Origin of the sequence: Micromonospora palomenae, assembly GCF_007829925.1 — a bacterium.
Classification (GTDB): Bacteria; Actinomycetota; Actinomycetes; order Mycobacteriales; family Micromonosporaceae; genus Micromonospora; species Micromonospora purpureochromogenes.
On the sequence record NZ_VIXA01000002.1, the window covers coordinates 1,571,365 to 1,585,017 of the forward strand.

The window sequence follows — 13,653 nt, forward strand, 5'->3', positions numbered from 1 at the left end:
GCCGGTCATTTGTCGATGTCGCCGACCACGAAGAACATCGAGCCGAGGATGGCGATCAGGTCCGGCACCAGGGCGCCGGGGAGCAGGCTGGCCAGTGCCTGCACGTTCGCGTACGACGCGGTGCGCAGCTTGAGCCGCCACGGGGTCTTCTCGCCCCGGGACACCAGGTAGTAGCCGTTGATGCCGAGCGGGTTCTCGGTCCAGGCGTAGGTGTGCCCCTCGGGCGCCTTGACCACCTTGGGCAGTCGGGTGTTGACCGGCCCGGTCAGCCGGTCGACCCGGTCCAGGCACTGCTCGGCGAGGTCGAGCGAGGCGTACACCTGGTCGAGCAGCACCTCGAAGCGGGCGTGGCAGTCCCCGGTGGTGCGGGTGACCACCGGCACGTCGAGCTGGTCGTAGGCCAGGTAGGGCTCGTCGCGGCGCAGGTCCAGGTCGAGGCCGGAGGCGCGGGCGACCGGCCCGGAGGCGCCGAACGCGGCGGCGTCGGCGGCGGAGAGCACCCCCACCCCGACGGTACGGGCCAGGAAGATCTCGTTGCGCCGGATGAGTCGGTCCAGGTCGGGCATCCGGCGGCGGACCTCGCTGATCGCGGCGCGGGCCCGGCCGGTCCAGCCGGCGGGCACCTCCTCCTTGAGGCCGCCGACCCGGTTGAACATGTAGTGGATCCGGCCGCCGGAGACCTCCTCCATCACCGCCTGGATGGTCTCCCGCTCGCGGAACGCGTAGAAGACCGGGGTGATCGCGCCGATCTCCAGCGGGTACGAGCCGAGGAACATCAGGTGGTTGAGCACCCGGTTCAGCTCGGCGAGGGCCATCCGCAGCCAGGTGGCCCGCTCGGGCACCTCCATGCCCATCAGCCGCTCGACGGCGAGCACCACGCCCAGCTCGTTGGAGAACGCCGACAGCCAGTCGTGCCGGTTGGCCAGCACGATGATCTGCCGGTAGTCGCGGACCTCGAAGAGCTTCTCCGCACCCCGGTGCATGTAGCCGACGATCGGTTCGGCCGCGACGACCCGTTCGCCGTCGAGCACCAGCCTGAGCCGGAGCACCCCGTGCGTGGACGGGTGCTGCGGGCCGATGTTGAGCACCATGTCGGTGCCCAGTTGCTCCCCGCCCGCGCCGGTGCCGACGGTCAGCTCGCGGAGGTCGCCGGCGTCCGTGGTCATGTGGGTCATCGTGCCATGAACGCCGCGGGGTCGACGCCGACCGGTTGTCGCAGCCACCAGTGCCCGCCGAGGCCGGCCGGATCGGTCAGCTCGGCCACCGCCGAGGCGGCGGCCAGCGCCCGCAGGTAGCCGGCCGGGTCACTGCCGGCCAGGGTGAGCGGCGGTCGGCCGCCGTCGGCCCCGAGCGCCCGCAGCGCCTCCCGCTGCGACACCAGCGTGTACGCGCACCCGGCGACCCCCGCGCCGGCGGCGGCGACCGAGTCCACGGCGACGTGCGCGGTGACGTCGCGGGAACCGTCGGGTACGGGTGGCACCTGCCGGCCGGCGCGGTACCCGGTCAGCGTCCCGTCCACCGGCCGCTCCTGCCGCAGGTGTCCGTAGTCGACGGCCAGGGCGAGTCCCCGGTCGAGCCTGCCGACCGCGTCGGCCCAGGCGTCGTCCCTGGTCCGGCCGATCTCGGCGCGTCCGGCGGCCACCGGGGCGGGCCACCAGCGGTGCAGCCAGTCGAGGTCGGCGGCGCCGACCCGGTCGCCCACCGACTCCGCCCCGCTCGCCGGGTCGACGAGCAGGTACCGCCAGCCGTCCCCGTCCTGCACCGCGACGTCAAGCGGGACGTTGTCCAGCCATTCGGTGGCGACCAGCAGGCCGGTGACTCCGTCCGGGATCTCGTCCCGCCAGTCGATGCCGGCGGGCAGGTCGTCGGGGCGGGGCGCCCGCTCGACGGCGGTGAGCCGTACCCGGTGGGCGAGCGGCACCGGCGCGGCGGGTGACGGCGCGGCGGCGGCCGGGGCGGTCGGGGTTTCCGGGGAAGCCGACCGCCCGTCGGCACCCACGGTCCGGGAGAGGGCGCGCAGCAGTTCGCCCCGGCCGGCGCCCACGTCGACCACGTCCAGCCGGTCCGGCCGGCCGAGGGCGGCGTCCACCTGTTCGACCAGGCGGGACAGGGCGGTGGCGAGGACATCGGGAGCGTGCGCGCTGGTGCGGAAGTGGGCGGCGGGTCCGGCGCCGGCGACGAAGAAGCCGGCCGGGCCGTAGAGGGCGGCGTCCATGGCGTCCCGCCAGCGCATCGAGTTCACTCCATGTTCAGGGTGCGTCACCGTGCCGACCCTACGGTCAGCCGGTATGAGACGACTGTTCATCCCCGCCCTGGCGGTCGTGCCGATGGTGCTGGCCGCCGCCCCCGCCGGCGCCGCGCCGACCCACGGACCCCGGGAGGTCCGCGCGGTGGTCGAGACCCCCTCCCTCTTCGACGACGAGGCCGGCGGGGACGCCGACGCCGACGACCCGGCGATCTGGGTGCACCCGACGGACCGGGCGGGCAGCCTGGTGGTGGCCACCGCGAAGAACGGCGGCCTGCGGGTGTACGACCTGCGCGCCCGGGAGCGGCAGCGCATCGCCACCCCGCCGGCGCCCGGACCGGAGCACGAGTCCGGCCGGTTCAACAACGTCGACCTGGTCTCCGGGTTCCGGCTGGCCGGCCGCGGCACCGACCTCGCCGTGGTCACCGACCGGGGCCGGGACCAGCTCCGCTTCTACCGGATCGACCCGGGTACCCGGCTGCTGACCGACGTCACCGCAGCGGACGTGCCGTTCGCCTTCAGCGCCGACCAGACCGAGGTCGACGAGCAGCGCACCGCGTACGGGCTGGGCACCTTCACCGACGTCGACGGCAGCGCGTACGCGGTCGTCAGCCGGCGCAGCACCCCGGAGGTGGGGCTGTTCCGGCTGGTCGCCAGGGGTGACACGGTCAGCTACCGGCGGGTGGACCGGCTGACGCTGCCGTCGACGTTCACCCTGCCGAACGGCGCGCGCTGGTCGCCGTGCACCGACCCGGGCGACGGGCCCCAGGTGGAGGGCACGGTCGTCGACCCGGCGACCGGCGTGGTGCACCTGGCCCAGGAGAAGGTCGGGCTGTGGCGGACCCGACTGGTGGGCGGCCGGTTCGCCGGCGGCCTGACGCCGGTCGAGCGGGTCCGCGAGTACGGCGTCCCGGCGGCCTTCGACGTCGAGGAGGACGACTGCGTGACCGATCACGCGGCCGACCCGGGCTTCGGTGGCCGGATCGCCCAGGACGTGGAGGGGCTGACCATCCACCGGACCGGCCGGTTCACCGGCACCCTCGTCGTCTCCAGCCAGGGCGACGACACCTTCTACACCTACGACCGGCGCACCGACCGCCCGACGGGCCGGTTCGCGGTGGTCGACGGCGGGGTGGACGGGGCCCAGGAGTGCGACGGCGCGGCGGTGACCGCCACCCCGCTGCCGGGCTTCCCCGGCGGCCTGCTGGTGGTGCACGACGGCAACAACACCCCGGAGACCATTGGCGCGGACGGCGAGGCCCGCCCGGACACGGACTTCAAGTTCGTCGACGCCGGTTTCCTGCGCGCCCTGGGCTGAGGCTCGGGACCGGGTCGCCGCCGCCGTCGGGGCGTGCGGCCCGGTCCGCCGCCGGGTCCGTACCGGACGGACCGGACATCCGGGAGCCGGGCCGGCGGGGCGGCACTGTAACCGCGGCGCGTGGTCCGCGCCGCCCGGAAACCGCCCGCCCACCGGCCGGTGAAGGTTTTCACACACTCTTGTTAGGGCTCCGTAACCCCAGCGCATACTTGCGGTCGACCGGTACCCCCTTCGAGGACTGGATCGTTGCCATGAGCGCACCGCTGCGCCCGCGTCCGGCCGCCCCGCGTGAGGCCGCCGTTCCTGCGGGCGGCGCCCCTGCCGGCGCCCCGCTCGTCTTCCCCCGCACCCTGACCGTCGGCATCATCGGCGCCGGCCGGGTCGGTGCGGTGCTGGGCGCGGCGCTCGCCGCCGCCGGCCACCGGGTGGTCGCCGCCGCTGGCGTCTCCGGGGCCGCGAAGGCCCGGATCGCGCTGCTGCTGCCCGGCACCCGCAACCGCTCCGCCACCTCGGTCGCCCGCGCCGCCACCGACCTGCTGCTGATCGCCGTCCCGGACGACGCGCTGGCCGGCGTGGTCGCCGGGCTGGCCGAGACCGGGGCGCTGCGCCCCGGCCAGGTGGTCGCCCACACCTCCGGCGCGCACGGCCTGGCCGTGCTGGCCCCGGCCGCCGCGGTCGGCGCGCGCCCGCTGGCGCTGCACCCGGCGATGACCTTCACCGGTACGCCCGACGACCTCGGCCGGCTGGCCGGCATCTCGTACGGGGTGACCGCCCCGGCGGAGCTGCGCCCGCTCGCCGCCCGGCTCGTCGCTGACCTGGGCGGGGTGCCGGAGTGGGTCGGCGAGGCGGACCGCGCGCTCTACCACGCGGCGCTGGCGCACGGCGCGAACCATCTGGTGACCCTGGTCAACGAGGCGGCCGACCGGCTGCGCGACGCCGGGGTGGCCCAGCCCGAGAAGGTGCTGGCCCCGCTGCTGCGGGCGGCCCTGGAGAACGCGCTGCGGCTCGGCGACGACGCGCTGACCGGCCCGGTGTCCCGGGGCGACGCGGGCACCGTGCGGCGGCACCTGGACCGGCTGGCGGAGACCGCCCCGGAATCGGTGGCCCCCTACCTGGCGTTGGCACGACGGAGCGCGGATCGGGCGATCGCGGCCGGTCGGCTGCGGCCGGTGGACGCCGAGTCGCTGCTCGACGTGCTGGCCGGGATCCATCGGGAGGTGGCGGCATGACGGAGCTGGTGCACAGCCGGGCCGAGCTGGCGAAGGCGCGGGACGGACTCAAGGGCACCGTCGGCGTGGTGATGACCATGGGTGCCCTGCACTCGGGGCACGAGACGCTGCTGCGGGCGGCCCGGGAGCGGGCGGACCACGTGCTCGTCACGATCTTCGTCAACCCGCTGCAGTTCGGGCCGAACGAGGACTTCGACCGCTACCCGCGCACCCTCGACGCCGACCTGGAGATTTGCCGCCGGGCCGGGGCCGACGTGGTGTTCGCCCCCGCCGTGTCGGACATGTACCCGGACGGGCAGCCGGTGGTCCGGGTGAACCCGGGGCAGCTCGGCGAGGACCTGGAGGGGCAGAGCCGACCCGGCTTCTTCCACGGGGTGCTGACCGTGGTCATGAAGCTGCTCCAGCTCACCCGCCCCGATCTCGCCTTCTTCGGCGAGAAGGACTACCAGCAGCTCACCCTGGTCCGCCGGATGGCCCGCGACCTGGACGTCCCGGTGGAGGTGGTCGGCGTGCCGACCGTCCGCGAACCGGACGGGCTGGCCCTGTCCAGCCGTAACCGCTACCTCTCGCCCGAGCAGCGGCAGACCGCGCTGAGCCTGTCGGCCGCGCTGCGGGCCGGGGCGACCGCCGCCGAGCAGGGCCGGGACGCCGGGGAGGTGCTGGCCGCCGCGCACCGGACGTTCGCCGCGGTGGGCGCCGACGCCCGGCTGGACTACCTGGTGCTCACCGACCCGGACCTGGAACCGGGTCCGGTGGCCGGGCCGGCCCGGCTGCTGGTCGCGGCCTGGGTGGGCGACACCCGCCTGATCGACAACCTGGCGATCCGACTCGCCCCGCCGTTCCTGACCACCTGACCACCACACCCGCTGAGAGGCGACCGATGTTCCGGACCATGCTCAAGTCGAAGATCCACCGGGCGACGGTGACCCAGGCCGACCTGCACTACGTCGGCTCGGTGACCGTGGACCAGGATCTGCTCGACGCCGCCGACCTGCTCCCCGGCGAGCAGGTGGCGATCGTGGACGTGACCAACGGGGCCCGGCTGGAGACGTACGTCATCCCCGGTGAGCGGGGCAGCGGGGTGATCGGCATCAACGGCGCGGCCGCGCACCTGGTGCACCCCGGCGATCTGGTCATCCTCATCTCGTACGGTCAGATGGACGACGCCGAGGCGCGCTCGTACCGGCCCCGGGTGGTGCACGTCGACGCCGACAACAAGGTCGTCGACCTGGGCGCCGACCCGGCCGCCGTGGCTCCCGGCACCGCCGGCGCCCCCACCCCCAGCCCGCTGGCCGTGGTGGGCTGAGCGCACTTCCGGTCTGTCACCGGAAGGTCATTGTTGGTTACCCTGGGCGGACCGTCGGGTTTGACGGTCGTCGGCGGGGGAGGCCGCGATGCGCCGTGCGATGACGAGACCGGTCGCCGCGTTGATCGCCGGGGCCCTGCTGACCGGGTGCGCCGCCACCGCCGGGGTCGACGGGGACCTCACCGACGACTGGGCCGCCCCGGCGGCCGCCGGGCCGTTCACCCCCGAGGCCGGCGTCTGCCAGGTCGGCGACTTCACCGACACGGTCGCGCTGGACGCGTACGCGCCGGTGGACTGCGCCGCGGCGCACCGGGTGGAGACGGTGCACGTGGGGGCCTTCCCGGCCGGCCGGGCGGACCCGCCCGCCACCGGCTCGCCCGACCTGCGTGGCGCCTTCGCCGAGTGCGACGCGCGTGCCACCGGGTACGTCGGCGACGACTGGCGCGCCGGCCGGCTGCGGCTGGCCGTGGCGCTGCCCACCCGTCCCGGCTGGGCGGCCGGCTCCCGCTGGTACCGCTGCGACCTCAGCGAGTTGACCACCGTCGAGGCGGCGGCCGCCGTGGTGACCCGTACCGGCAGCCTGCGGGACGCCCTGAAGGGCCCGTCGGCGCTGCGCCTGGGCTGCCAGCGCACCCGCACCGGCACCGGCCGGGGCGTGCAGGTGCTGCTCCCGGCGGAGTGCGCCACCGCCCACGACGCCGAGTTCGTCGGCGTGTGGAAGGCACCCGACCGGCCGTACCCGACCCGGGACGCCGACTGGCTCCCGCTCTACGCCGGCTGCCGGAGCGTCCTCGCCCGGTACGTCGGCGTGCCGGACGACGCCGACCTGCGCTTCCGCAGCGGCGTGGTGGTCCGCCCGCCCGGGGCCGGCCGCTGGCGGGCGGGTGACCGGGGTGTGCGCTGCCACCTGTGGCTCAGCGACCGGACGGTGACCGCCTCGCTCAAGGGCGCCGGCCCGGCCGGGCTGCCCGTCCGGACGAAGTAGCGGACGCCGTAGTCCAAACCACTCGTCGTGCCCCCGCCGCCCGGGATGAGGGGCGTTCGGGTTGACTGTGCTCATGGACCTTCCGACCGTCGAGCTGCCGGCCCTGCCCAGACTGCTGGCCGCGCCCGCGCCCGGCTGGGTGGAGACCACCGACGTGATCGTGGTCGGTTCCGGGGTCGCCGGGCTCACCGCCGCGCTGCACCTGCGCGAGGCCGGGCTGCACGTCACGGTGGTCACCAAGGTCAACATCGACGAGGGCTCCACCCGGTGGGCGCAGGGCGGCATCGCGGCGGTGCTCGACCCGACGGACACCCCGGGCGCGCACGCCCACGACACCGAGATCGCCGGCGTCGGGCTCTGCGACCCGGCGGCCGTGCGGGTGCTGGTGGAGGAGGGGCCGACCCGGCTCCGCGAGCTGATGCGCATCGGCGCGGAGTTCGACCGCAACCCGGACGGGTCGCTGATGCTCACCCGGGAGGGCGGGCACCGGGCGGACCGGATCGTGCACGCCGGCGGCGACGCCACCGGCGCCGAGGTGCAGCGCGCGCTGCACGCGGCGGTCCGCCGCGACCCGTGGATCCGTCTGGTCGAGCACGCCCTGGTGCTGGACCTGCTGCGCGCCCCCGGCGACGGCCCGGACGGCCTCGGCCCGGCCTGCGGCATCACCCTGCACGTGCTCGGCGAGGGCAGCGAGGACGGCGTCGGCGCGCTGCTGGCCCGGGCGGTGGTGCTGGCCACCGGCGGGATGGGACAGGTCTTCGCGGCGACCACCAACCCGGCCGTCTCCACCGGCGACGGGGTGGCCCTGGCCATGCGGGCCGGCGCGGCGGTCACCGACGTGGAGTTCGTCCAGTTCCACCCGACCGCGCTGATCGTGCCGCAGGCGGCCCGGGTGCCCGGTGCCGGCCTCGCCCAGCAGCCGTTGGTCTCCGAGGCGCTGCGCGGTGAGGGCGCCCACCTGGTCGACGGTGACGGCAAGCGGTTCATGGTCGGCCAGCACGAGCTGGCCGAACTGGCCCCCCGGGACGTGGTGGCCAAGGGCATCCACCGGGTGCTGCTGGCCACCGGCGCGGACCACGTCTGGCTGGACGCCCGGCACCTGGGCGGCGACTTCCTGGCCGGGCGGTTCCCCACCATCGTCGCCTCCTGCCTGGCCATCGGCGTGGACCCGGCCACCGACCTGATCCCGGTAGCCCCGGCCGCCCACTACGCCTCCGGCGGCGTCCGTACCGACCTGCACGGCCGCACCTCCATCCCCGGCCTGTACGCCTGCGGCGAGGTCGCCTGCACCGGCGTGCACGGCGCCAACCGGCTGGCCAGCAACTCGCTGCTGGAAGGGCTGGTCTTCTCCCGCCGGATCGCCGAGGACATCGCCGCCGGGCTGCCCGAGCAGGCCCGGCCGGCGGAGACGGGCGCGTGGGTGGGCGGCGAGGGCTGGGTGGTGCCGGCCGAGGGCACGTCGGCGCTCCAGCGGGCGATGACCCGGGGTGCCGGGGTGCTGCGGTCGGCCGCCACGCTGACCGGGACCGCCGCCGTTCTGGGCGAGCTGGGCCTGGGCCGGGGCACTCCGCGTACCGCCGACTGGGAGGCGACGAACCTGCTCACCGTGGCGTCGACCCTGGTCGCCGCCGCGTACGCCCGGCAGGAGACCCGGGGGTGCCACTGGCGGGAGGACTTCCCGGCCGCCGACGAGCGGTGGCGGGGCCATCTGCTCGGTGCGGTCGGTGCGCAGGGTCGGTTGACGTCCCGGTGGGAGGAGTTGGCATGAGCGCGAGGAGTGAGGTGGCCGCGTGAGGGAGTCGACGCAGCAGGCGTTGCGGGCCGGTGGCCTGGACCCGGCGCAGGTGCGGGCGGTCGTCGTGGGGGCGCTCGCCGAGGACCTGGGGCCGGAGTTCCTCGACGTGACCAGCGTGGCCACCATCCCCGACACGCAGACCGACACCGCCGACGTGGTCGCCCGCGCCGACGGGGTGGTGGCCGGGCTGGCCGTGGCCGCCGCAGCCTTCGAGCTGGTCGGCGAGGTGACCGGCGCGGGCCGTACCGTCGAGGTGTCGCTGGTGGCCCGGGACGGGCAGCGGGTGGCGCGCGGCGACGTGCTGGCCACGGTGACCGGCCCGACCCGGCTGCTGCTCACCGCCGAGCGCACGGCGCTCAACCTGCTCAGCCGGATGTCCGGGGTGGCCACCCACACCCGGGCCTGGGCCGACGCCCTGGCCGGTACGAAGGCGATGGTGCTGGACACCCGCAAGACCACCCCGGGCCTGCGCGCCCTGGAGAAGTACGCGGTGCGTGCCGGCGGCGGCACGAACAAGCGGATGGGTCTGCACGACGTCGCCATGATCAAGGACAACCACAAGTTCGCCGCGGGCGGTATCGCGCCCGCCTTCCGCCGGGTGCGGGAGGCGTTCCCCGACGTGCCGGTGCAGGTGGAGGTCGACACCGTCGCCGAGGCGGTGGAGGCGGTCGAGGCCGGCGCGGACTTCCTGCTGCTGGACAACATGACCCCGGAGACGCTGCGGGAGGTGGTCGCCCGGGTGGGCGACCGGGCGGAGCTGGAGGCGACCGGCGGGCTCACCCTCGCGGTGGCGGCCGAGTACGCGGCCACCGGTGTGGACTTCCTGTCGGTGGGCGCGCTGACCCACTCCTCGCCGATCCTGGACATCGCGCTGGACCTGCGGACGCGGTGAGCCCGGGCGCGGTGGGTCCGGCGCGGCGGGCCGGGCCGGCCGGCCGGCGGCTCGGCGGGTTCGACCCGCCGGGCGGCGTCTAGGCTGCGCGTGTGCTGCTCTGCATCGACATCGGAAACACCAACACCGTGCTGGCGACCTTCGACGGCGACAAGCTGGTGCACTCCTGGCGGATCAAGACCGACGCCCGGTCCACGGCGGACGAGCTGGGTCTGATGTTCCGCGGGCTGCTCGCCGGTGACGCGGTGGAGATCACCGGGGTGGCGGCCTGCTCCACGGTTCCGGCGGCGCTGCGCTCGCTGCGGTCCATGCTGGCCCGCTACTACGCCGACCTGCCCAGCGTGATCGTCGAGCCGGGGGTGCGCACCGGCGTCCAGCTCGCGATCGACAACCCCAAGGAGGTCGGCTCGGACCGGGTGGTCAACACCCTCGCCGCGTACACCCTCTACGGCGGTCCGTCGATCGTGGTCGACTTCGGCACCACCACGAACTTCGACGTGATCAGCGGCCGGGGGGAGTTCCTCGGCGGCGCCTTCGCCCCGGGCATCGAGATCTCGTTCGACGCCCTGGCCGCCCGGGCCGCCCAGCTGCGCAAGGTGGAGGCGACCAAGCCCCGGTCGGTGATCGGCAAGAACACCGTCGAATGCCTCCAGTCCGGCCTCTACTTCGGCTTCGCCGGGCAGGTCGACCGGATCGTCGAGCGGATGACCGAGGAGCTGGGCGAGGTGAAGGCGGTGATCGCCACCGGCGGGCTGGCCTCGGTGGTGATCGGCGAGTGCCGCACCATCACCCACCACGAGCCGATGATCACCCTGATCGGCCTGCGGATGGTCTACGAGCGCAACACCTGACCCCGGCCGCCGGGGTCAGGCGCCGCCCGGGGCTCAGCGCCGCCGGGCCCGGAAGACGAGCGTCCGGTACGGCAGCTCGACCGTCTCCCGCCCGGCCAGGTCGGGGTGGGTGGCGAACAGCTCCCGCAGCTCCGAGTCGACCCGCTGCCGTTGCCGCGGCGTGGCGGTCAGCCAGTGCGAGCGGGTACGCAGCATGCCGACCACCTCGTCCGGGGTCAGCGTGGCCCGGTGGGCGAACTCGCCCAGCTCGACCGGGCCGAAGGCCGGGCCGAAATCGGTGATCTTCTCGGTCAGGTCGCCGGCGTCGTCGTGGGTCTCGGCGATCCGGTCCAGCTCGGCCACCCAGCCGACGCTCCCGTCCCGGGTGTTCCAGATCGGGGCGAACGTCCCGCCGGCCCGGAGCACCCGGGCGATCTCGGTGTGCGCCCGCTCCTTGTCGAACCAGTGGTAGGCCTGCCCCACCAGGACCGCGTCGGCCGTCCCGTCCGGCAGCGGCACCGCCTCGGCGCTGCCGGCCAGGGCGGTGCTGCCCGGCGTGGCGGCGGCCAACTGGGCCCGCATCCCCGGATCGGGCTCCACCGGCAGCACCTCGTGGCCCAGGTCGAGGATCGCGCGGCTGAGGATGCCGGTGCCGGCGCCGAGGTCGACCACCCGGGCCGGCGCCTCGACGCTCGCCAGGGCCCAGCGGACGGCGGCCTGCGGATAGCGGGGCCGGAACCGGTCGTAGTCGGTGGCGGCCGCCCCGAAGGACAGCGCGGGAGTGGGGTCGGTCATGGGCGGCAGGTTATCCCGTAACGGCGACCTGGGCGCTTGAGTACGCTCGGGGGCTGACCCCGCCGATATCTCCTTTCTGAGGACAGTGCCGTGACCGAGCAGAACGCCGTGCCAGTGGATCCCGCCGACGACCTTCCCGAGCAGATGAAGGTCCGCCGGGAGAAGCGGGACCGGATGCTCGCCGAGGGCATCGAGCCGTACCCGGTCGGTTTCCCCCGGACCAGCACGCTGGCCGAGGTCCGCGCGAAGTACGCCGAGCTGCCCACCGACACCGCGACCGGCGACCAGGTCTCGGTCACCGGCCGGGTGATCTTCGTACGGAACACCGGCAAGCTCTGCTTCGCGACGCTGCGCGACGGCGACGGCACCGAGCTCCAGGCCATGTTCTCCCTGGACCGGGTGGGCGCCGAGCGGCTGGAGGACTGGAAGCGCCTGGTCGACCTCGGCGACCACGTCGGGGTGACCGGTGAGGTGATCACCAGCCGCCGGGGCGAGCTGTCCGTGCTGGCCCAGGAGTGGGCGGTCACCGCCAAGGCGCTGCGCCCGCTGCCGGTGGCGCACAAGCCGCTGAGCGAGGAGGCCCGGGTCCGCCAGCGCTACGTCGACCTGGTCGTCCGCCCGCAGGCGCGGCAGATGGTGCGTACCCGGGCGGCGGCGGTGCGCAGCCTGCGCGATTCGCTGCACGGGCAGGGATTCATCGAGGTCGAGACCCCGATGCTGCAGTTGCTGCACGGCGGGGCGGCGGCCCGCCCATTCGTGACCCACAGCAATGCGTTGAGCACCGATCTGTATCTGCGAATCGCGCCGGAACTGTTTCTCAAGCGGGCCGTGGTCGGCGGCGTCGACCGGGTCTTCGAGATCAACCGCAACTTCCGTAATGAGGGCGTCGACTCTTCGCACTCGCCGGAGTTCGCGATGCTGGAGACCTACCAGGCGTACGGCGACTACGACACGATGGCCGAGCTGACCCGCAATCTGGTGCAGCAGGCGGCGATCGCGGTCAGCGGCTCGACCGTGGTGACCCACGCCGACGGCCGCGAGTTCGACCTGGGTGGCGAGTGGCGCTCGGTGACGCTGTTCGGCGTGCTTTCCGAGGCGCTCGGCGAGGAGGTCACGGTTCGCACCGAACGGTCCCGCCTGGTCGACTACGCCGACAAGGTGGGGCTCGCCGTGGACCCGAAGTGGGGCCCGGGCAAGCTGGCCGAGGAACTGTTCGAGGAGCTGGTCGTGCCGGGCCTGCAGGCCCCCACCTTCGTGCGCGACTACCCGGAGGAGACCAGCCCGCTGACCCGGGCGCACCGCAGCGAGCCGGGGCTGGCCGAGAAGTGGGACCTCTACGTCCTCGGCTTCGAGCTGGGCACCGCGTACTCCGAGCTGGTGGACCCGGTGGTGCAGCGGGAGCGGCTGGTCGCCCAGGCGCAGTTGGCCGCCCGCGGCGACGACGAGGCCATGCGGCTGGACGAGGACTTTCTGCGCGCGATGGAGTACGGAATGCCGCCGGCCGGCGGTATGGGAATGGGAATCGACCGGCTTCTGATGGCGCTGACCGGTCTCGGAATTCGGGAGACCATCCTCTTCCCGTTGGTCCGCCCGGAGTGAGTCGGAAGCTTCTCCGGCTCGTTACCGCATCCTATTGACGCGTCGAGCGCCACGCGGGTTATTGTGCTCCTATTGCAGGAGCACCCTGCTCGAAAGGAATGTGGGACGTGGCCAAGCAGATCATTCACAAGCTGGTCGATGACCTGGACGGCGGGGACGCGGACGAGACCGTCAAGTTCGCCCTCGACGGCGTTCAGTACGAGATCGACCTGTCGAACTCCAACGCCGAGAAATTGCGCGACGTATTCGCGCCGTACGTGGCGGCGGGCACCCGGGTCGGTCGGGGCGGCGTGGTCGTGGGTGGCCGGGCGGCGCGGGGCCGGGGCGGCGCCACGGCCGACCGCGAGCAGAACAAGGCGATCCGGGCCTGGGCCAAGAAGGCCGGCAAGGAGATCTCCGACCGGGGTCGCATCCCGCAGGAGATCGTCGACGAGTACCACTCCAAGGCGGGTCACTGACGCCAGCGCCAGGGGCGACACGACGCCGGGCCGGAGCACCACTCCGGGCCGGCGTCGCCGTTTTCCCGGCCCTTGGTGCGGTGGGGCCGGTGTGCTCGCTGTGACTGCCGTGGGGTCAGTGTGCTCGCTGTGACGAACGGGGCTCGGCGGTCCGGAGTTGCTCGTGCGGCGCCGGGCGGCGGCGCCGGGGCCGGCGGGAAG

The 13,653-nt window shown here is 74.4% G+C and carries 13 protein-coding genes; 10 read left to right on the forward strand and 3 right to left on the reverse strand.

The features are described from left to right. Nucleotides 1-5 precede the first annotated feature (5 nt). Both FHX75_RS18420 and FHX75_RS18425 read right to left on the reverse strand, forming a co-directional pair. The gene (locus FHX75_RS18420) at nucleotides 6-1,175 is read right to left on the reverse strand and encodes an NADH-quinone oxidoreductase subunit D (RefSeq protein ID WP_211364495.1); all 1,170 of its coding nucleotides are present in this window, start codon (nucleotides 1,173-1,175) and stop codon (nucleotides 6-8) included. Then, nucleotides 1,172-2,233 carry an SAM-dependent methyltransferase gene (locus FHX75_RS18425; RefSeq protein ID WP_154942033.1) on the reverse strand — a complete coding sequence of 354 codons (1,062 nt, stop codon included), beginning with the start codon at nucleotides 2,231-2,233 and terminating at the stop codon, nucleotides 1,172-1,174. The genes FHX75_RS18420 and FHX75_RS18425 overlap by 4 nt, the downstream gene beginning before the upstream one ends. A gap of 55 nt (nucleotides 2,234-2,288) precedes the next feature. On the opposite strand from FHX75_RS18425, the gene FHX75_RS18430 reads away from it, so the two are divergent. From FHX75_RS18430 to FHX75_RS18465, 8 genes are all read left to right on the forward strand, one after another. Continuing rightward, nucleotides 2,289-3,563 carry a phytase gene (locus tag FHX75_RS18430; protein WP_154941377.1) on the forward strand — a complete coding sequence of 425 codons (1,275 nt, stop codon included), beginning with the start codon at nucleotides 2,289-2,291 and terminating at the stop codon, nucleotides 3,561-3,563. A 251-nt stretch (nucleotides 3,564-3,814) separates the two neighbouring features. After that, a complete protein-coding gene (locus FHX75_RS18435) occupies nucleotides 3,815-4,792 on the forward strand; it encodes a Rossmann-like and DUF2520 domain-containing protein (RefSeq protein WP_154941378.1) in 978 nt (325 codons plus the stop codon). Then, nucleotides 4,789-5,646 (forward strand): pantoate--beta-alanine ligase, encoded by an 858-nt coding sequence (gene panC, locus FHX75_RS18440; RefSeq protein ID WP_154941379.1) that lies wholly within the window; start codon nucleotides 4,789-4,791, stop codon nucleotides 5,644-5,646. Before FHX75_RS18435 ends, panC begins: the two co-directional genes overlap by 4 nt. Before the next feature lie 26 nt (nucleotides 5,647-5,672). Then, the gene (gene panD, locus FHX75_RS18445; protein WP_154941380.1) at nucleotides 5,673-6,098 is read left to right on the forward strand and encodes an aspartate 1-decarboxylase; all 426 of its coding nucleotides are present in this window, start codon (nucleotides 5,673-5,675) and stop codon (nucleotides 6,096-6,098) included. An 88-nt stretch (nucleotides 6,099-6,186) separates the two neighbouring features. Then, nucleotides 6,187-7,083, forward strand: coding sequence for a septum formation family protein (locus FHX75_RS18450; protein ID WP_154941381.1), 897 nt, complete (start codon nucleotides 6,187-6,189; stop codon nucleotides 7,081-7,083). Nucleotides 7,084-7,156: 73 nt separating this feature from the next. Continuing rightward, nucleotides 7,157-8,851, forward strand: a complete 1,695-nt coding sequence (locus tag FHX75_RS18455; protein ID WP_154941382.1) for an L-aspartate oxidase — start codon at nucleotides 7,157-7,159, stop codon at nucleotides 8,849-8,851. 22 nt (nucleotides 8,852-8,873) lie between these two features. After that, complete coding sequence (gene nadC, locus FHX75_RS18460) at nucleotides 8,874-9,770, forward strand: carboxylating nicotinate-nucleotide diphosphorylase (protein ID WP_154941383.1); 897 nt, start codon at nucleotides 8,874-8,876, stop codon at nucleotides 9,768-9,770. A gap of 92 nt (nucleotides 9,771-9,862) precedes the next feature. Beyond that, on the forward strand, nucleotides 9,863-10,621 hold the full coding sequence (locus tag FHX75_RS18465) for a type III pantothenate kinase (RefSeq protein WP_154941384.1): 759 nt from the start codon (nucleotides 9,863-9,865) through the stop codon (nucleotides 10,619-10,621). Nucleotides 10,622-10,654: 33 nt separating this feature from the next. Here the strand turns inward: FHX75_RS18465 and FHX75_RS18470 are convergent, their stop codons facing one another. Beyond that, nucleotides 10,655-11,395, reverse strand: coding sequence for a class I SAM-dependent methyltransferase (locus tag FHX75_RS18470; RefSeq protein ID WP_154941385.1), 741 nt, complete (start codon nucleotides 11,393-11,395; stop codon nucleotides 10,655-10,657). A 90-nt stretch (nucleotides 11,396-11,485) separates the two neighbouring features. Here FHX75_RS18470 and lysS point away from each other — a divergent pair, with 90 nt between their 5' ends. Then, entirely contained in the window at nucleotides 11,486-12,994 is a 1,509-nt protein-coding gene (gene lysS, locus FHX75_RS18475; protein ID WP_154941386.1) for a lysine--tRNA ligase, read from the forward strand. A gap of 107 nt (nucleotides 12,995-13,101) precedes the next feature. Then, entirely contained in the window at nucleotides 13,102-13,452 is a 351-nt protein-coding gene (locus FHX75_RS18480) for a histone-like nucleoid-structuring protein Lsr2 (RefSeq protein WP_170285401.1), read from the forward strand. The last annotated feature ends 201 nt before the right edge of the window (nucleotides 13,453-13,653 follow it).